Genomic DNA, 19,060 nt, shown 5'->3' with positions numbered 1-19,060 from the left:
CGCGACCCCTGCGCGCGGTAACACCTGAGGACACGACATGTTTCTACGCAAAGCATTGCTTGCCATGGCTGTAGTACTGGCGCTTCCCCCTGCCCCTGCCGTCGCCGCCGAGCAATCGCCGGCATCGATCATCGCCGCGGACCAATGGACCCCGCCGTCGAACCTCGTCCGGCCGCTGGACGAGGTGTGGCGGCATGTGGAAAGCACGTATCCGAACCTGTACGGCTTCCGCAACTACGGTTGGGACCAGGTCATGGCCAACCGCGGTTACATCAACTACTGCGTCCGCTGGGACTCCAACCAGCCGGTCTCCGCGGCCCTGCGCGACCGCATCCACAGTGCACTGGCCCGCCAGTTCAAGAAGTGGATGGACGTGCAGCTGGAGAACGGCCAGGGCTACAACAACTGGCCGTACCGCGACGTCCCGGTGAAGGTCGTCGGCTGGGCCGTACGCAACCGCAGCACTCTGCAGTGGACTGACAACTCGGTCGACGTCTATGTCGGCGACATCCGTGAGAACGCACCCCAGTGCTCCGAGGGCTGCGGCCGGTTCTTCAACCAGAACGGCCAATACCCCCGCTGCCCAGGCGGAGTGGCCCGGCACTACGACATGTCACTGTGGCTGACCGCCGGACTGGGCGGCGGCTTCGGCGGCGACTGGGGCCAGCGCATCGGCAGCGAGTACTACGTCAACTCGCTCAACAACGACAACATCCATATCCTGCTGCATGAGATGGGCCATTCGTTCGGCCTGGACGACTTCTACGACTGGACACCGACCGGCCAGTGCTGCTTCCTGATGAAGGCAGGCAGCGCCGCCCAGATCACGGAGTTCGACAAGTGGATGTTCCGGGACTTCTGGCGGCACCTGAAGAACCGGTACGGCCTTTGATCCGATCCGCTGAGCACAGGGCCTGCGGCAGCCTGCCGCAGGCCCTGTGCCGTTCAGCCCTTCAAGGCACCTGAGCTGAAGCCGCGGACGTAGTGCCGCTGCAGCAGGATGAACAGGATCATGCAGGGGATCGCCGACACGACGATGCCTGCCTGCAGTGCGCCGTAGTCGATCGCGCCGAAGTTGCCGGACCGCATCGCCGCGAGCGCGGTGGGCAGGGTGTACTTGTCGCCGTCGGACAGGAAGATCAGCGGGGCGATGAACTCGTTCCATGAGGCCAGGAACGCGAACAGTCCCACAGTGACCATGCCTGGCACCACGGCAGGCAGCAGCACCGACCACAGCACACGGATGGTGCCGGCTCCGTCGACCAGTGCCGCCTCGTCCAGTTCGCGGGGCACCGACTCGAACGAGTTGCGCATCATGAACATGGCGAAGGGCAGCTGGAACATGATCAGCACGATCGCCAGTCCGGGCAACGAGTTCTGCAGCCCGAGCCAGCCCAGCATCACGTACAACGGGATCAGGATGGTCGGATACGGCACCATCATGATCGCCAGCGTCGCGAGGAACAGTACGTTGCGACCGGGAAACCGGAACCGGGCGAGTGCGTAGCCCGCCAGCACGGACACGAACAACGTCCCGGCCACAGTCAACACTGCGACGACAGCGCTGTTGGCCAGGTACGTCCACAATCCTGCGCCATAGCCCAGCAATCGCTGATAGTTGTCGTCGCCGAAGCCGCTTGTGCCACCGGTTGCCCGTGGACCGGACACTGACGACCACGCGGTCCACACCAATGGCGCGACGAACAGGATCGCGAGCGCGAGACCTGTGGTGAGGTGGGCGGTGTTCCTGATCCGGATCACCACGCGGGAACCGGCCACCTCACTCCCCTCCCTTGCGCACAATGGACAGCTGCAGCACGTTCCCGGCGATGAGGGCGATCAGCACGACCACCGACATCGCAGCCGCCACGCCCAGGTCGAGCAGCCGGAACGCCTGCCGGTAGAGCACCATCACCACCGTCACCGTCGAGTTGTCCGGGCCACCACCGGTGAGCAGGTAGAACTGCTCGAACGCGAGCAGCGATCCGGTGATCGACAGCACCAGCAACAGCGCGATGGTCGGACGCATCAACGGCAACGTGATCGACCGCATCGTGCGCCACCAGCCCGCGCCGTCCATCCGGGCCGCTTCGTAGACGTCGACCGGGATGGACTGCAGGCCGGTCATCAGGATCAGCATCTGGAACCCGGCGAACCGCCAGGTGACCATCAGGACTGTCGACCACAGCGCGCTGTCCGGCGTCCCCAGCCACTGCACGGGCTTGTCCACGATCCCCAGCCACATCAGCACGTCGCTCAACGGCCCGACGTCGTTGCTGTACAACGCGAACCACAACAGGCTGGCCGCGGCCAGCCCGACCGCCGCGGGCAGGAAGTAGGCCGTGCGCATCAGCCCGACGCCCGGCCGGGAGTGCTGGACCAGCAAGGCCAGCCCGAACGCGACCGCGAACAGCACGACCGTGGTGATGATCGTGTACTTGACCGTGAACCAGATCGCGTCGGCGAACAGCTCGTCCTCGGCGATCGCGGCGTAGTTGTCGGCACCGGCGAAGGTCGGGTCGCCCAGCAGCGGCCATTCGTTGAGCGACATCCACACGGCCAGGCCGAGCGGCACAAGGAAAAAGACGCCGACGACGACGGCTGCCGGTAACGACAGTACCCAGCCGACGCCGGCGTCCCGGCGGATTCGACGCACGATCAGGATTTACCGCTCAGCAGCGCGGTGACCTTCGGGTTGTTGTCCCGCAACGCGCCGGGCAGGTCCGGGCCGAAGACCGCGCCACGGATCATCGCCAGCCACGGCCCCTGCGGGTCGTTGAAGGTCGCGCCGAAGTTGACCGCCTTGGGAGTCCGTCCCTTCTTGACGACTTCGTTGAACACCGCCACGCGCTTGTCCGCGGGCGCCTTGGCAGCGAGGTCGGTGCGGGCGAGCACGTCACCCCGGGCCGCCAGGACGTCCAGCTGTGCCTGATCCGACAGCGTCCACGAGATGAAGTCCCATGCCGCCGCGGTCTTCTTGGACGTCGAGGACACACCGACCACGTCGCCGCCGACGAAGGTCGACTCGGAGCCCTTGGTCCCCCGGATCGGCGCGACACCGATCTCCAGCTCCGGCCCTTCGTTCATCAGCCGCAGCATGGTCGAGCCCATCGGGCCGACACCGATCCTGCCGGTGGCGAAAGTGGACACCCACGTGTTGCCGTTCTCCTGGCGGGCACCTTCCGGCACCACGGCTTCGGCCGCCATCTTGCGGTAAACCTCGAAGACGTCCTTCGCCTGCGAGCCGTCCAGCAGCGCCTTGGTCCCGTCCTCCGACAGCACCTCACCGCCGTCGGCCCAGATCGACGGCCACATCGTGAACAGCATGCAGCCTGGGCAGTTCCCGCCGAAATACGAACCGCTCACCCCGCCGCCCAGCTGCTGGATCTTGGCGGCGTGCTCGGCCATCTCGGCCAGGGTGGCCGGCGGTTTCTCCGGATCCAGCCCGGCCTTGCGGTAGAGCACCTTGTTGTAGAAGATCGCGGAGACGTCCAGCGTGTGCGGGACCGCGTAGACCTTTTCGGACTGGGTCGCGGCGTCCACATGGGACTTGGCCAAAGAGCTGGCGAACGGCAGTGCCCGAACGTTGGATGTGACGTCCTGGAAGAATCCCTGTTTGATGAAGTTCGGAGCGTAGACGACGTCCGCGCCGAGCACGTCGGGCAGGTTGCGCCCGCCCGCGGCGGTGGAGACCTGCTGCAGGTAGCTGTCGTTGGGCACGACTGTCAGTTCGACCTTGTTACGCCCCAGCTTGTTGTACGCCTCGACGAAGGCGCGTGTCTGTGCCTCGGTCGCTGCTCGCGTCCAGATCGACAGCGTCTGTCCGGTCGCTCCGCCCCCTTCCGCAGCGCCGTCCTGCCCACAGGCCACTGTGGACAAAGCGAGACCAAGAACCGCCAGTGTGGCGGCCACCCGCCGGGCCGAGCCTCGTTGCCATCTGGTCCGCACGGGTCCTCCTTTCATCGGGGCGGGTGCTCGGGTACGAAGACCCGCATTGTGCTGGGGCCTCTGTTGCCCCACATGTGGTACGGCACAAACAGAGCCGTGGTGGACAGTTCTTCCATCGCGCTTGTCTCGCCGTACGGCCACGGCCGGTCCGGCAAACGCGAGTACTGGGCGGGCACCGACAATGCTGTCCCGGTCGGTTCGGGTAAGTCCGTTGTCACCACAGAGAAGGTTTCCAGGTCCGCGTCCGGCTGGTCGACGGACTCCAGGCAGTAGACCACCGGGCCGCGTTCGACCGCGACACATCCGCGCACAGCGTCGATCCTGGGGTCCGGCCGGGTCCACCGTGCGGTCATGGGCAGGTCCAGCACTACGCGATCCCCTACCTCCCAACGCCGTTGGACTTGCGCGTACCCGGGCGCCACCGGACGGCGCGAACCGCCGACGCGCAGGTGTGCACCCGTCGCCCAGGCAGGCACCCGGATTCGCAGCGCCCATTCGTGCTCCACGGTCCGCCTGATCCGGACGACCACCTTGCCCGCCTCGGGGTAGGCGGTGTCGACCTGCAGGTCGGCGACTTCGGTCCGGATGTCGGCGGCCGTGAACTGGTGCAGCTGAATGCCGGACGAATCGGCAGTGGCGACGTAACCGCCGATGCTGGCCATCATCCGGGAGATGTTGGTCGGGCAACAGGACACCTCGTACCAAGGCGCACGCATCCCCGCGGCCGCACGCGGGCTTTCCTCGTCCACAGCGGGAATCCCGGGCAACCGCCGCTGGTGCAACGTGTTGCGGTAGAAGAACGCCGTGCCGTTCTCGTCAGGTGACACCGCGATCGCGTTGAACAGGGTGCGTTCGGCCAGATCGGCGAACCGTGCCTCACCGGTGGCCAGCAACAGCCGCCAGGACAGCATCACCGAAGCCACCGCGGCACAGGTTTCCGCGTACGAACGGTCCGGCGCCAGCTCGAAAGCCTCGCCGAAGGACTCGTCCTGGTGGCGGGATCCCATGCCACCGGTGAGGTACGTACGGGTGGCGACGGTCTGTTCCCACTGCCGGATCACCGCCGCGAGCAGGTCGGTGTCGCCGGTCTCCACCGCGACATCGACGGCCCCGCACGCCAGGTACAGCGCCCGGACCGCGTGCCCGTGCAGCACTTCGGACTGCCTGACCGGGACGTCGTCCTGGAAGTAGCGCCTGCCGAACTCGATGTCCGCGAGGGTGCGTTGCCCGCGCCGGTCGACGAACAGCCGGGCCTGGTCGAGGTATCGCTGCCGGCCCGTGACCCGGTAGAGCTCCACGAGCGCCGTCTCGATCACCGGGTGGCCACAGACACCCACACGCCCGGCCGGGCCGAACTCCGCACAGACGTGGTCGGCCGCACGCAGGGCCACGGCCGTGAACTCGTCCTCCCCGGTCGTGCGCAGCCTGGCCACCGCGGCCTGGATCAGGTGGCCGTAGCAGTACAGCTCGTGCCCCCACTCCAGGTCGCTGTAGCGGGCATGGCCGAACTTGGTGTTGAGGTACCCGTCGGGGTGCTGGGCCTTGGCCATCAGCTCACCCAGACCGAGCAGCTCCTTGTCCAGCCGCTCGGTCCCCGATCGGCCGACCTCCCAGGCCATCCCCTCGATCAGCTTGTAGAGATCCGCGTCGGAGAACTCCCGGCCGCGGCGGGCCTCGGGCAGCGTGCCCGCGACGGCGGCGGCGAAGTTGTCGATCCAACCGGCCCGGCGGACCCAGTTCAGGCAATGGTCGATCGTGCTGCTCGCGTTGCGTGCCTGACGCTCGCCCCAGAACCCCTCGCGCAGGCTCACATCGGTGATGGGGATGGGCCGCAGTACGCCTTGCGAGGGAACAACCGGACTGGCTTCAGACACGAGACACCCTCTCTGCCGAAACGTTCCGAAAACGCTTTCGGAAGTTAGGACGCCGCGCCTGGGCTGTCAAGAGCCAGCCATGTCGTATCCTGATCGAAAGATGGATCGACCGCCGTGGAAAGGTTTCGATGGGCAAACGGAGCAGTGGAGCGCCCACCCTCTCGGACGTGGCCGCGCTCGCCGGGGTGTCGCCCGCGACCGCGTCGAAAGCGCTCAACGGGCGGGGCGAGGTCGCGGCCGCGACACGGACCAGGGTGCTCGACGCGGCCGAGAAACTCGCCTTCCAGCCCAACGCGCTGGCCCGCAGCCTGGTGTCGGGCAACAGCAGCACCATCGGCCTGCTCACCAGCGACAGCGGGGGCCGGTTCAGCATCCCGGTGCTACTCGGTGCCGAGAACGCGCTGGGCGACAACCAGATCTCCGTCCTGCTGGCCGACGCCCGCGGCGACGTCATCCGGGAACGCCACTACGTGCGGACGCTGCTCGCCCAGCAGGTCGCCGGGCTGATCGTGGTCGGCGAAAGCAGCAACCGGCGCGCGTCCATCGGGCGGGACCTGGCCGTGCCGGTGGTGTACGCCTACGCCGAGTCGACCGATCCGCAAGACCTGTCCCTCCTGCCTGACGACCGCGTGGGAGCGCGGATGGCGGTCGAGCACCTGCATTCGGTCGGCCGGCGAAAGATCGCGCACATCACCGGGCCCGTGGACTACCGCGCCACCCGCGACCGGGTCACCGGGCTGACCGAGTTCCTCCAAGAAGCCGGCTTGCCATTGGCCGGCCGGGAAGTGCGGTACGGCGAGTGGTCCCAGCGATGGGGCCGGCACGCCGCAGAGTTCGTGCTCAACGACGATCCGGATGTGGACGCGATCTTCTGCGGCAGCGACCAGGTCGCCGCCGGCGTCACCGAGACACTGGCCGCCCGCGGCGTCCGTGTGCCTGACGACATCGCCCTGGTCGGTTTCGACAACTGGGAGATCTTCTCCAGCGAGACCAGCCCGCCGCTGACCACAGTGGACATGAACCTGCAACGGCTGGGCGCGACCGCGGCCCAGCACCTGTTCGCCGCCATCGGCGGGGAGAAGATCACAGGCGTGCAGCACCTGCCCTGCCGGCTGGTCATCCGGGACTCCTCCGGCGGCCGCTGAAGCGGAGTTTGTGTGTCCCCAATGCCACATTGGGGACATCCCATGCCCCCAATGTGGCATTGGGGACACACTCGGCGGCGATCACGACGGCCTCCGTCCACGACCCTCCGTCCATGGCGCTGTGACGAAAGGTCATGTTAGCGATAACACCAGCCCGGTCAAGACGTCCACCGGACCCCTTGTGCGCCCCCAAAGTGGCGTTGGGGGCATCCAGCGCTCCCAACGCCACTTTGGGGGCACATTCCCAGCAGTCGCGTGCACTGTCGAACCGTTTCGACTGGGCCGACTATCATCATCTGGTGGTCACCATTGCTGATGTCGCCCGTGCTGCCGGGGTTTCGCCGAGCACAGTGTCCTATGTGCTGTCCGGTAAGCGGTCGATCTCCGAGGAGACCCGGCGCAGGGTGCAGCGCAGTATCCGCAAGCTCGGCTACCACCCGAACGCCGGGGCCCGGGCGTTGGCGAGCAGCCGGACGAATGTGCTGGCGTTGGTGATTCCCCTGCGAACCGACCTGAATGTTCCTGTGGTCATGCAGTTCGTGGCCGCGACGCTCACCAAAGCCCGGGCGTACGACCACGATGTGCTGTTGATGACCAAGGACGAAGGCCCGGAAGGGCTGCGGCGGATCGCGGCCTCCTCGATCGCGGACGCGTTGATCGTGATGGATGTGGAGGCCGCCGAGCCGCGATTGTCCGTTCTGGGCGCCCTGCGTCTGCCGGTCGTGCTGATCGGGGTGCCGGACGAGCCGGGCGAGATGACGTGTGTCGACTTGGACTTCACCGCGGCCGGATCGGCCAGTGTCACGCATCTGGCCGATCTCGGTCACCGGGACATCGCGTTGATCGGGCCCTCCCCCGCTGTCTACAAGCGAGGCACCAGCTACGCGGGGCGGTTCCTGCGTGGCTTCCGTAAGACGGCCGCAGCACGCAAAATCCACGCGACATCCTGCCCGTGCTCGCCGTCGTACGACGCCCTCCGGGAATGCCTCGACGAGCTGTTCACCAGCAACCCGGACGTCACCGGGCTGGTGGTGCACAACGAAGCCATCCTCGGCCCGTTGCTGTCCGAGCTTGGCCGGCGCGGCAAGCAGGTGCCGCAGGACATCTCGGTTCTCGCGGTGTGCCCGCAGGACATGGCTGAGGCGCACGCGGTCCCGTTGACGTCCATCGCGATCCCGGCCGCGGAACTGGGCAGTCTCGCTGTCGAGATGGCGATGCGCCAGCTGGACAGCGAGACCGGCCAGTCCGAGGTCCGGCTGCTGTCACCGAAGCTGACCGACCGCGGCAGCACTGGTCCAGTGGTTTCCCAGCGTCACAAGGCTGACCGGCCCCAGTGACGTGGGTTCGGTCGCGATCACGGCCAGTGCGACGGTGTTCGACCTGCCGAGCACCCCTGCCGGGAGCACGAAGTCACGCTGTGGCGACGGGTTGACGTACTGGCCCATGTTCCATCCGTTGACGAACACGAACACCCGATAGTCGCCGGCGCTCAACCGCAGTGCGACCGGAACGTCCTGATCCTGCGGCAGGTCAAGGCGGAACGTCGTCCGGTACCAGGAAACCCCGGGCGGCACGGTCGCGGGCGGACTGCTGCCCCACCGGCCGGGTCCGCCCGGCAGGTGCCAGCCGTCCCGTTCGCCGTAGAGACCTCCGGCGTTCAACGGGCCACGCTCTGGGTCGCTGCCCCGGGCCCCGCGGATGTGCCATGTGATCTGAGCACCGTCCACAGAGGCCCCGAAGAGCCCGCGCGGCTGTTTGAATCGGGTGTCGTCGGCGGTCCAGTCGTCGTTGTGGCCCATGTTGGTCACCAGGACCGCGAGCGTGGCCGGTTCTCCCTTGGAGAGCAGCCCTGGCGGCACGGCGAAGTCACCGCGACCCGGGTCCTGGTTCACCGGCGGTTCGGAGTCCGCCTGCGTCCCGCCCAAGGCCGAGCCGAGGTACGTCCCGTTGAGCCACACCAGGTAGTTGCCGCGTTTGCCGGTGATCGCGTTGAGGGACACGGTCTTCTCGTCACCACTGGCGGTGAAACTACCGCGGTACCAGACATTGCCGTAGTGGTAGCCGTACTCGTCGGCGTACAGGACAGGCAGTGTCTTCGGCTTGATCGGACTCGCGGTCGTGGTCTTGTCCGCAAGTTGCCAGCCCGAATTGCCGAAGGCAGGCGGTTCACCGCGGTACTGCCAGTTGGTCAACGCGGGCAGGGTCACCGGCCGTGGCCCAGGCAGCCTGCCCAGCAACGACCCGCTGGGGGTACGCCGGGTCACGACGAGCTTGCCGCCGATGACCAGCCGCCGGACCGGAGCGAACAGCTCCACCTCGCCTGCCCGGTCCGTGTCGGCCTTGAGCACCATCCAGTCGCCGGCCACTTCGGCCTCACGAGCGATCGAGGTGCCCCGCACAAGCACCGGCCCGACCGCCGTGTCCAGCCGCCAGAACTGGGCGACGGTCTCGTCGGTGCCGAGCATCAGCAGCATCGGCGGCCGTCCGCCGCCTGAGATCAGCACCCTGGCCAGTCCGGAATGGGTGTAGTCCAGCCGCAAATCCTTGCCGTCGAACGAACTCTTCACGTCACCGTCGAGTACCTTGACGACCGGTTCAGACGAGTACCGCAGCACAGTGGATCCCTGCTCGCCGTCCCGTCCGTACAGCACGGCGACGTCACGGCCGTCGACCCCGACATGGGTCAGGATCTCGGAGCTCGACCAGACCAGCCGTTGCCCGCCGAGGTCGTACCCGGCGACGAGGATCTTCGCGTCCCTGCCGTTGACACGGACCGGAACGGAGTATTCACCGTCCGGTGTGGCCCAGTCCAACGTCGCCGTGGCGTCGGCGGAGGATCGCCTGTCGGCATGCCGGAGAAGAACGAACTGGGTACCGGTGTCCGGATTGGACCGTGCCTGGGTGAACACAGCCGGGTCGCTCGACCGGGGCGCGGGCGCGGCGTCGGTCTTGGCCAGCGGTTTGACTGTGTTCAGGAAATAGCCTTGCCGCTTGAATTCGTCGTACTTCGTTGTGAGGCCGCGTGACTCGGTGATCGCGGCTCCGTAGTCGTACGAGGTATAGACGTCGTTGGGCTGCGGCAGCCATCCCCAGGATGTGCCGCCGTGAATCATGTAGTAGCCGTACATCGTGGCACCGCTGCCGATGATGTTCGACTTGTAGTACACCTTCATGTAGTCCGGCCCGGTCAGTTCCCGGCACTTGTCGTACCCGGCGTTGTTCAGGTCGATCGCACCGGCCTGGTACTCCGCGGCGTAGACCGGGGCATCGTCGCGCAGCCGCCGCGTGACGCCCTCTCCCCATGTCCCCCACGTGGCAGGATCATCACAGTTGAACGCCTGCGGATAGTCGTCGACACCAGGGATCTGCACCGCGCCCTCACCTGAGGACCAGTTCGCCAGGTTCCCACCGCAACAGTTGTTGTGCACGATCGGGACATCAATCCCGTCTGCCCTGGCCTTTTCCTGTAACTCGCGCATGTAGACCGTGTCGACGTTGACCGCGTACTCGTTCTCCACGTTGTAGGCGATCACCGAACCACCGCGGGTGACCTGGTGACGTGCCAGGATCGGATTGATCCGGCCGAGCCAGTCCCGGTACGCGGCAGTGTATCCGGGATCGCTGGACCGGGCGCGCCCCTCGACTGTCTTGAGCCACGCGGGAAATCCGCCGCCCGTGGTCTCGGCGTTGATGTACGGGCCCGGTCTGGCGACGACGTAAAGACCGAGTTCCTCGGTCATCCGCAGCAATCGTTCCACGTCACGCACACCGGTGAAGTCGTACACACCCGGCGCCGGAGAGTGGTATCCCCAATGGAAGTACAACGAGACGCCGTTGAAGCCGGCAGCCCGGATCTTCTCCAGGACGTCCCGCCAGAGTTCCGGACTGGGCAGCCGGAAATAGTGGAACTCGCCGGACCACAACAGCACTCGCTGCCCGTCGACCGTGAGCGAGTACTTGTCATAGCCGACCTGGTGCCCGCGCGCCTGTGCGACAGGCGCAGGCGCGGCGACCAAACCCAACGACACCACAAGGGCCACCACAATCCTTGTCAGATACCTCATTGGATTCCCTCGATCGACAGGGCGCTCCCCGTCGCCTGGATCGGCTCCTCGCCATCGGGGAAGGCCACCTGCCACACCGGCGGCGCCGATTCCGCGTCGACATGGATGCTATTACCATGCCGGTGGGTGTGGAACGTCGAACCACCGACCGTGGTTGTCACCCGAGCGCCATCCGGCAGCTGGTAGATCTGCAGTGTGACGCCGTCGGCATAGTCATAGTCCGGGCGGCTGTCGACCGCACCCAGCGGAAGTACCGTCATCGGCCGTACCAGCAACGGAACGGACAGGAAGCCGCAGTTGGCCGTCGCCCACCGGGGTCCGGTGATCTCCTCGCCGGTGAAGTAGTCCGTCCAGACGCCTTCCGGCACGTAGTACGACACGTCACCGTCGTCGGAGAACACCGGTGCGACGAGCAGGCTGTCGCCGAGCATGTACTGCCGTTCGAGATGGGTGCACGCCGGATCGTCCGGGAATTCCAGCGCCATCGCCCGCATTATCGGGATTCCCTCGGTGCTGGCCTGCAGTGCCGCGTGATTCAGGTACGGCATCAGCCTGGCCTTGAGTTTGGCGAACACCCGCAGCACTTCGACGGCTTCCTCGTCGAACAGCCACGGCACGCGGTACGACGAACTGCCGTGCAACCTGCTGTGCGAGGACAGCAGGCCGAACGCGATCCAGCGCTTGAACAACGCCGGATCCGGGGTGCCCTCGAAGCCGCCGATGTCGTGGCTCCAGTACCCGAATCCGGACATGCCCAGGGAAAGCCCGCCGCGCAGGCTCTCGGCCATCGACTCGTAGGTCGACTCGCAGTCGCCGCCCCAGTGCACCGGGAACTGTTGCGAACCCGCGGTCGCCGAACGCGCGAACACGACGGCATCACCGTCACCACGCCGTTTCCGCAGGACCTCGAAGACCGTCTGGTTGTAGAGATACGTGTAGTAGTTGTGCATCCGCTCGGGATCCGAGCCGTCGAAGTAGACGACGTCGGTCGGCACACGTTCGCCGAAGTCGGTCTTGAAACAGTCGACACCCTGATCGAGCAGAGCATCCAGTTTGGACGCATACCACTCTCGCGCCGCCGGGTTGGTGAAGTCGACCAGTGCCATCCCCGGTTGCCAGAGGTCCCACTGCCACACGTCGCCGTTCGGCTTGCGCAACAGGTATCCGCCCCGCACGCCCTCGGCGAACAGCGGGGACCGTTGCGCGACATAGGGATTGATCCACACCGAGATCCGCAGGTCCCGGGATTTCAGCCGGTCCAGCATGCCCACCGGGTCCGGGAACGTGCGCGGGTCCCATTCGAAGTCGCACCAGTTGAACTCGCGCATCCAGAAGCAGTCGAAGTGGAACACGCTCAGCGGCAGGTCGCGCTCGGCCATCCCGTCGATGAACCCGGACACGGTCTTCTCGTCGTAGGACGTGGTGAAGGACGTGGACAGCCACAGGCCGAACGACCACATCGGCGGCAGCGCGGGCCGTCCGGTCAGCGAGGTGTACTTGCGCAGGATCTCCTTGGGGCTCGGGCCGTAGATGACGAAGTACTCCAGCGACTGCCCTTCGACGCTGAACTGCACGCGCGAGACCGACTCCGAGGCGACCTCGAACGACACGTGCCCAGGATGGTTGACGAACACCCCGTAACCCGCGTTCGTCAGGTAGAACGGCACATTCTTGTACGCCTGCTCGCTGCTCGTGCCCGCGTCGGCGTTCCAGATGTCGACGACCTGGCCGTTGCGCACCAACGGCCCGAACCGCTCACCCAGCCCGTACACCGTGTCCCCGACACCCAGATCCAGCTGGTCACGGACGTAGTGCTTGCCTTCGAAGTTCATGAAACCCATGCCCTTGGCGGCACTGGTGGTCAGGATCTCGTCCTCGGCGACAAAATCGACCTGCCATTTGCCACTCTGACGGATCCGCACCGACAAGGCGCCGGATGTCAGCAGGTGCCCGTCCTCGCCGATCTCCGGCTCGTGCTCGACGGTGGCCAGCCCGAACCGCGGCTCGTGGGGAACCTCGCCTTCGAAATGCGTCACGCTCACGCCGATCACGTCCGGCATGGGTGAGGAGAACGCGACCGTCACGACCGGCCCTTTCAGCAGGTCGCCGCGATGACGGATGTGGTGCGTCGGCGCGTGCACCACGATCTCGCCGTCGCCGGTGGTGATGTCGTAGACCTCGACCGGATGTGCTGCCTGCACTCCGTCGCGCAGCAGCCAGTATCCGTTGCTGAACTTCATTTGACCGCTCCCGCCGTGATGCCACGTGTCAACGTTCGCTGGAAGATCAGGAAGAACGCGATCGCCGGGATGACCCCGAGCAACGCCGAGGCACTGGTCATGGTCGCGTCCATCATCCGTTGCCCCTGCAGCACGCCCAGCGCGACCGGCACGGTCTGGGTGTCGTTGGAGATCAGCAGGACCAGCGGCAGGAAGAACTCGTTCCACGTCCAGATGAAGAAGAAGACGAACAGCACGCCCAGGGTCGGCCGGCTGATCGGGACCACGATCCGCACCAGCGTCTGCCACTTGTTCGCGCCGTCGATCCTGGCCGCCTCGAGCAGTTCGTTCGGAAAGCCGGTGAACGTCGAGGAAAGCAGGTAGGTGCCGAACGCGGCCTGGATGATGGTGAAGATGATGATCACGCTGAGCTGGGTGTCGTACAGCCCGGTCTCGTTTGCCAGGTAGTACAGCGGATACACCAGGGCTTCCTGGGGCAGCGTGTTCGCGATCAGGAACGCAACCATGATCCACAGCCGGCCGCGGACCCGGCCGATGCCGAGCGCGTACGCGTTGAGCACCGAGATGACCACGGCGAGCACCGCCACCGAACCGCTGATCACGAAGCTGTTGAGCAGTTTCTGCCCGAAGTCCACCCGCTCCCAGAAGTCGATCATTCCCTGCAGGTTGACCCCGGCCGGCGGCGTCAGCGGACTGCCCGACGAGTACTCCGCCGGTGACTTCAGGGCGTTCATCGCCACGATCACGAACGGCGCCAGCATGACGACCGCCAGAACGATCAACGACCAGAGCACCGCGTGCCGCTTCACGCCTTCTCACCCCGGTTCTGTACGCGCAGGAACACCGTGGTGAGAATGAGGATCAGGACGGTGAGCACAGTCGCGATGGCCGCGCCGTACCCGACCTGGGTCTTCTCGAAGAAGTTCTGGAAGGAGAAGTACGAGGGCACGTTCGTCGCGCCGCCCGGCCCGCCCTGGGTCAGCACGTAGATCGGCCCGAAGACCTTCAGGGAAGCGATCGTGCAGGTCAGCAGGACGACAAAGACCTCAGGCCGGATCTGCGGGACCGTCACGTGCCAGAACCGGCCCCACCACGACGCGCCGTCCAGTTCGGCTGCCTCGTACAGCGACGGGTCCACTCGCTGCATGCCGGCCATGAAGATCACCACGGGATACCCGACCTGGATCCACAGCAGCACGCCCATCACGCTGTACAGCGCGACATCCGGGTCACCCAGCCAGTTCTGGGCCAGCGAACCGAGCCCGATCCCCGACAGCAGCTCGTTGAGCGCGCCTTCCGGTGCCAGGATCCAGCTCCACACGATCCCCGCGACCGCGATCGGCAGCACCTGCGGCAGGTAGATGCACGCCCGCAGGATGCTCGCCGCCCGCGGCCCGAACCGCTTGCCCACGAAGTCGAACAGCGCGGCCGCGATGACCAGCCCGGCCATGGCCGGCAGGATGGCCATCGCGACCACCAGTGCGATGTTGTGCTGGAAGGAAGCCCAGAACGTGCCGTCGGCGAACAGCCGCGTGTAGTTGTCCAGTCCTGTCCACTTAGGAGCCCCGGTGCCGGTCCACTGGGTGAGGCTGATGCCGATGTTCATCACGAACGGCACCACGATCACCGCGAGCAGCAGCACCGCACCGGGGATCAGGAACAGCAGATAGGACCCGCGAGATCTGATCATTTCCCGACGTTCGCCAGATTCTCCTGATACGGCTTGGCTATCTCGTCGAGCACCTGCCCGGCCGACGCGGTGGCGGTGATCAGCTTCTGCACGGCCGAGACCTGCACGGCGTAGTAGCCGGGCGCGGGCCAGTCCGGGTAGAACGCGAGCCTGTCCTGACTGGACAGTGTGCTGAAGGTGTCGGTGAGTTCCTTGATCTGCGGACTGGCCGCCGGTGAACTGCCCGCCACCAACGGGACACCGCCGGCGTCACGCAGCTTGTCCTGGATCGGCTGGGACATCGTGATCGCGATGAAGTCGTAGGCCAGGTCCTTGTTCTTGGAGCCCTTGGGCACCACCCACATGTTCCCGGCCGACCCGGCGGTCATCCCCGGCCAGGGGAACGAGCCCCACTGGAAGTCCTTGATCCCGGCGGCGATCCGGCCGTACCACCAGGTGCCGGTGATCATGATCGGGTGCTTGCCCTGGATGAACGAGACACCCATGTCCTCGGCCTTCACCCCCGCCGAGTCCTTGCTGACGTAGCCCTTGCGGACCCAGTCGGCGAACGTGTTCGCGCCGTAAGTCCAAGCGGCGTCATGGAAATCGACACTGCCGGTGTACCGCTGGTAGCGATCCACCCAGTTGCGGTCGGCCTTCGTCAACGCGAGCTGGTACATGATCTGGTGTGCCGGATACTCCGCGCCGCCCACCGCCAGCGGAGTCACGCCCGCGCCGACGAACTTGTCCATCGCGGAGGTGAGCTCATCGAGCGTCTTGGGTACCTCGATGCCCTTCTGGGCGAACATGTCCTTGTTGTAGTAGACCATCACGTACTCGGCATAGTTCGGGATCCCGTACCACTTCCCGGATCCCATCACGCCCTTCTCGTCATACCGGGCCGTGGTCTGGATCGCCGGGCTGAGCTGCTTGTCCCAGCCGCGCTTGGCGACCTCCTGGCTGATGTCGGTGAGCAGGCCCTGCTTGGAAAGCAGGCCCGCGGTGGCGTTGCCCTTGTTGTACTCCATGACATCCGGCGCGTCGCCGGAGTTCATGATCATCGGCGCGGTCTTCTGGATCTGTTCGAAGCCCTTTTCCTCGAACGCCACCTTCACGTTGGGGTGAGTGGCCTCGAACTGCTTGATCGCCTCGGCCCAGGCCACCCCCATGGCACTGTCCGGCCCCTCGTAGTGCCACAGTTTCAGGGTTCTCGGCCCGGCTGGGGTGTTCTCGCCCGATCCGCATCCGGCGATCGCCAGGACGGCCGTCAGCGCGGCCGCCAGAACTCGCTTGGACATCGAAGATCCCTCCACACTGAGCTGATCCACGCCCTGAGATCCTTCTCGAAGCGGTTCAACCGGCGGTCAGAAGTCCTGCGATGCGGTCAGCGACCGATCGTCGAAGCGCTTCGATTGGACCACCATAGGTCGGCCCTCACACCGAGCACAACCCGCTCATCAGCGGCTTGACCGGTGCGACTGCCGACTCTATGGTTCGAGGCACCTCGCGGAATGTTAGCGATAACACACCTGACGGGAAAGGAGTGTCGTCGGTTGGAAGGGTGACATCGCCCTGCCTAGACCACGATCCGCCACAACTGGTTCGGGCCACCGTTGACAGTCCACTGGATGGCCTGCGCGCCGAACGTCACCCCGCGTCCGGCCCCGTCGAGTGCCATGCCGGTCGCGCGGTTGGTGAGCGTGAACATGCCGTTGCCGGCGTCCCTCGGCAACCACTGCATGTTCGGGCTCGAGTCCCACGGCCGCTGACCGACGTAGGACCCGTCCTGCCTGGCTCCCCTGCCGTCCACAGCCAAACCGTTGGTCCGGTTGACCAGCCGGTAGTAGCCGCCACCGGTCTCGACCATCTGGAACTGCAGGTTCGTGCTGGGTGACGGCGCCCATAACTTCATGGGCGTTCCAGGCGGGACCTGACCACCGCTGTCGAGGCTCAGGGAGTTGACCACGTTGACGATCCGGAACGACGCTGCCGGGTCGAACCGCGGCGGGACCGGCGGCTGTGCCGGGGGCTGCTGCGGAGTCGGCGCCGGAGCGTTCGTCGGGTTCGCCGACGTCGTCGGTGTGCCTGACAGTGGTTTCGCGGTGTTCGGCTGACTGGCGGCCGGCGACTGCGAGTTGGTCGGTTGTTGCTGTGCGACGGGGGCGTTGCCGCCCGAGGGAGCCGTCGCGGTTGCTGTCTCCGCGACGCCCACGGCCGTCACCGTGGGAATAGCTGTTTCACTGTTGTCCATCGCCGGGACAACGATGCCCGGCACCTTCTGGCTCGGCTGGCTCAGCGCCACGACTGCCAGCGTGACCGCGATCGCGGCAACGACCCCGGCCATGACTCCATTGGCCCTGCGCCACACGTGTTTCTCCTCCGCGGATAATTCATCGCCGTGCTTCTCCCATGCTCCCGCGAGAACAGGTATTCCGACTGCGGCGCGGAGTCAAGTGATCATGTATTCCCGACATCAGACCGTGACAGGTTTCAGCGTGGCAAAGGCAGTTGCCGCAGGACATCCCGGCCAAGAACGGCCGACGCGGTGAGCGCGCCCGCCGTGGCCGCGCCGCCGATCCCGCCGGTCACCACGTCCTGACCGGTGAAGAACAGCCCGCCGACCGGGGAGTGGGCGCTGATCCAGCGCTGGCGGAACCGCTGCGGGGTGTGCGCGAAGGACAGGAAGTCGCCCGCCGACCGGGTCAGGAAGTGGTTGAAGCTCAGCGGTGTGGCCAGTTCCAGATGGTCGATCTTGCCGTCCAGCTGGGGGAAGAGGCGCAGTACATGGTCGAGCAGTTCCGTGGTCAGCCGTTTCTTGAGCTGGTCGTACTCCTCGCCGCGGCGCATCCAGCGGCTGTCGGCGAACGGCTCGAACAGCGACCACGTGGTCAGCCCGGCGATCTCGATCGTGGCGCGGCCGGGGTGGCGCCGGTCCCACGACGGGTCCTTGGCCGACGGGAACGTCAGGAAGCACACCGGCATCGGCTGGTGCTGCGGATCGGCGTCGAAAGCGGCCATCCGGGCCTCGAAGTCGGTGTCGCTGTGCACCCAGACATTCGATCGGTCCAGTCCCAGCGCACCTGAGGATTCGTGGACCCCGATGGTCAGCAGAACCCACGGCAACGACGGCTCCATCGCCGCGACAGGCCCGGAAAGGCCCGTGCGATCGGCAGTCGCCTGGGGAAGCAGCCGGACGGTGTTGGCGATGCCGGCGTCACTGATCACGACCGGGGCGTGGAAGGAGCGTCCGTCGGCCATCATGACGCCCTGCGCGGTCCCGTCCCTGCCGATCAGGATCGACGCCACCTCGGCACCGATCAGCACCTCCCCGCCGGCGGACCGGATCACCTCGGCGATGGAGTGCGCGATCTTGCCGGAACCGCCCACCGGATAGTTCGCGCCGTCCATGTAGTGGCGGACCATCAAGGCGTGCATGGCGAACGAAACCCGGCTCGGCGACAGTGAGTAATCGCCGAAGTGCCCGCACAGCACGGCGATGAGTTCCTTGTCGCTCGTCAGCTCGGACAACACCGAAAGCGCGGTCCGGTCGGAGAACTCGAGAAAAGGCTCGCACATCCGCTCGTAGGCGTCCGCGGCGAGCGGCGGAGGCAACGCGCGGTGCCCGAAATACTTCCTGGCCGCCATGGCCACCTGCAGCACCAGACCCACATAGGCGTCGATGGCAGCGGCCTCGTGCGGGAAGTAGCCCTTCATGCGCTGGATGAATGAATCGAAGCCCGACGGGAACTCGTACTCCCGGTCGCCGATCACCACCCGGTTGTACACATCGGACATCGGAGCCCACTGCAGCGCGCCGCCGCTGACATGGTCGAAGATCTGAAACAGGCTGGAAGTCGGCTTGTGCACCTCGCCGAGGTAGTGCACACCCATGTCCCGTTCGTACCCGGCCCGCCGGAACACCTGGGTGCAGCCACCAGCGGTGGTGTGCCGTTCGAGTACCAGTACGTCCTTGCCCTCGCGCGCCAGAAAGCCGGCGGTGGTCAGCCCGCCGATGCCGGAGCCGATCACGATCGCGTCCCAGGTGTCACCGACCTGGCTTCGAACATAGCTCCTGCCGACGCGCATGCCGTCTCCAGACGATCTGACTTCGGTATATCGA

The 19,060-nt window shown here is 66.1% G+C and carries 14 protein-coding genes; 3 read left to right on the top strand and 11 right to left on the bottom strand.

Going from position 1 to position 19,060, the window contains the following annotated elements:
- Window positions 1–37: 37 nt before the first annotated feature.
- Window positions 38–892, top strand: coding sequence for a hypothetical protein (locus JOF56_RS31525; RefSeq protein WP_209643096.1), 855 nt, complete (start codon window positions 38–40; stop codon window positions 890–892).
- Window positions 893–945: 53 nt separating this feature from the next.
- Here JOF56_RS31525 and JOF56_RS31520 read toward each other — a convergent pair whose 3' ends face one another.
- From JOF56_RS31520 to JOF56_RS31505, 4 genes are read right to left on the bottom strand one after another with little or no spacing between them, the layout of a single operon-like run.
- Window positions 946–1,779 carry a carbohydrate ABC transporter permease gene (locus JOF56_RS31520; RefSeq protein WP_307855345.1) on the bottom strand — a complete coding sequence of 278 codons (834 nt, stop codon included), beginning with the start codon at window positions 1,777–1,779 and terminating at the stop codon, window positions 946–948.
- A 1-nt stretch (window position 1,780) separates the two neighbouring features.
- Window positions 1,781–2,656: a carbohydrate ABC transporter permease gene (locus JOF56_RS31515; RefSeq protein ID WP_307855344.1), complete on the bottom strand. Its 876-nt coding sequence runs from the start codon at window positions 2,654–2,656 to the stop codon at window positions 1,781–1,783.
- 2 nt (window positions 2,657–2,658) lie between these two features.
- On the bottom strand, window positions 2,659–3,948 hold the full coding sequence (locus tag JOF56_RS31510; protein WP_307855343.1) for an ABC transporter substrate-binding protein: 1,290 nt from the start codon (window positions 3,946–3,948) through the stop codon (window positions 2,659–2,661).
- Window positions 3,949–3,959: 11 nt separating this feature from the next.
- Complete coding sequence (locus JOF56_RS31505; protein ID WP_209643094.1) at window positions 3,960–5,822, bottom strand: glycoside hydrolase family 127 protein; 1,863 nt, start codon at window positions 5,820–5,822, stop codon at window positions 3,960–3,962.
- A 128-nt stretch (window positions 5,823–5,950) separates the two neighbouring features.
- On the opposite strand from JOF56_RS31505, the gene JOF56_RS31500 reads away from it, so the two are divergent.
- Window positions 5,951–6,967, top strand: coding sequence for a LacI family DNA-binding transcriptional regulator (locus JOF56_RS31500; protein ID WP_209643093.1), 1,017 nt, complete (start codon window positions 5,951–5,953; stop codon window positions 6,965–6,967).
- Window positions 6,968–7,266: 299 nt separating this feature from the next.
- Entirely contained in the window at window positions 7,267–8,304 is a 1,038-nt protein-coding gene (locus JOF56_RS31495) for a LacI family DNA-binding transcriptional regulator (RefSeq protein ID WP_209643092.1), read from the top strand.
- Here the strand turns inward: JOF56_RS31495 and JOF56_RS31490 are convergent.
- The 7 genes from JOF56_RS31490 to JOF56_RS31460 form a co-directional block, all read right to left on the bottom strand.
- On the bottom strand, window positions 8,230–11,031 hold the full coding sequence (locus JOF56_RS31490) for a beta-galactosidase (RefSeq protein WP_209643091.1): 2,802 nt from the start codon (window positions 11,029–11,031) through the stop codon (window positions 8,230–8,232). The genes JOF56_RS31495 and JOF56_RS31490 overlap by 75 nt on opposite strands.
- A complete protein-coding gene (yicI, locus tag JOF56_RS31485) occupies window positions 11,028–13,271 on the bottom strand; it encodes an alpha-xylosidase (protein ID WP_209643090.1) in 2,244 nt (747 codons plus the stop codon). Before yicI ends, JOF56_RS31490 begins: the two co-directional genes overlap by 4 nt.
- Window positions 13,268–14,080 (bottom strand): carbohydrate ABC transporter permease, encoded by an 813-nt coding sequence (locus JOF56_RS31480; RefSeq protein WP_209643089.1) that lies wholly within the window; start codon window positions 14,078–14,080, stop codon window positions 13,268–13,270. The genes yicI and JOF56_RS31480 overlap by 4 nt, the downstream gene beginning before the upstream one ends.
- Window positions 14,077–14,961: a carbohydrate ABC transporter permease gene (locus tag JOF56_RS31475; RefSeq protein WP_209643088.1), complete on the bottom strand. Its 885-nt coding sequence runs from the start codon at window positions 14,959–14,961 to the stop codon at window positions 14,077–14,079. The genes JOF56_RS31480 and JOF56_RS31475 overlap by 4 nt, the downstream gene beginning before the upstream one ends.
- Complete coding sequence (locus tag JOF56_RS31470; RefSeq protein WP_209643087.1) at window positions 14,958–16,238, bottom strand: ABC transporter substrate-binding protein; 1,281 nt, start codon at window positions 16,236–16,238, stop codon at window positions 14,958–14,960. The genes JOF56_RS31475 and JOF56_RS31470 overlap by 4 nt, the downstream gene beginning before the upstream one ends.
- Before the next feature lie 278 nt (window positions 16,239–16,516).
- The gene (locus JOF56_RS31465; protein WP_209643086.1) at window positions 16,517–17,284 is read right to left on the bottom strand and encodes an RICIN domain-containing protein; all 768 of its coding nucleotides are present in this window, start codon (window positions 17,282–17,284) and stop codon (window positions 16,517–16,519) included.
- A 146-nt stretch (window positions 17,285–17,430) separates the two neighbouring features.
- The gene (locus JOF56_RS31460) at window positions 17,431–19,026 is read right to left on the bottom strand and encodes a phytoene desaturase family protein (RefSeq protein WP_209643085.1); all 1,596 of its coding nucleotides are present in this window, start codon (window positions 19,024–19,026) and stop codon (window positions 17,431–17,433) included.
- Window positions 19,027–19,060: the final 34 nt, after the last annotated feature.

The sequence above is a fragment of the Kibdelosporangium banguiense genome (genome assembly GCF_017876405.1).
Classification (GTDB): Bacteria; Actinomycetota; Actinomycetes; order Mycobacteriales; family Pseudonocardiaceae; genus Kibdelosporangium; species Kibdelosporangium banguiense.
The sequence above is the reverse complement of the archived record's forward strand: the minus strand, read 5'-3'. Positions and strand labels throughout refer to the sequence as shown.

What these genes read in the sequence shown, in the direction of transcription:
- JOF56_RS31470 (WP_209643087.1), bottom strand. Translation starts at nt 16,238, where the DNA reads ATGTCCAAGCGAGTTCTGGCGGCCGCGCTGACGGCCGTCCTGGCGATC.
- JOF56_RS31490 (WP_209643091.1), bottom strand. Translation starts at nt 11,031, where the DNA reads ATGAGGTATCTGACAAGGATTGTGGTGGCCCTTGTGGTGTCGTTGGGT.
- JOF56_RS31525 (WP_209643096.1), top strand. Translation starts at nt 38, where the DNA reads ATGTTTCTACGCAAAGCATTGCTTGCCATGGCTGTAGTACTGGCGCTT.
- yicI (WP_209643090.1), bottom strand. Translation starts at nt 13,271, where the DNA reads ATGAAGTTCAGCAACGGATACTGGCTGCTGCGCGACGGAGTGCAGGCA.
- JOF56_RS31475 (WP_209643088.1), bottom strand. Translation starts at nt 14,961, where the DNA reads ATGATCAGATCTCGCGGGTCCTATCTGCTGTTCCTGATCCCCGGTGCG.
- JOF56_RS31460 (WP_209643085.1), bottom strand. Translation starts at nt 19,026, where the DNA reads ATGCGCGTCGGCAGGAGCTATGTTCGAAGCCAGGTCGGTGACACCTGG.
- JOF56_RS31500 (WP_209643093.1), top strand. Translation starts at nt 5,951, where the DNA reads ATGGGCAAACGGAGCAGTGGAGCGCCCACCCTCTCGGACGTGGCCGCG.
- JOF56_RS31465 (WP_209643086.1), bottom strand. Translation starts at nt 17,284, where the DNA reads ATGGCCGGGGTCGTTGCCGCGATCGCGGTCACGCTGGCAGTCGTGGCG.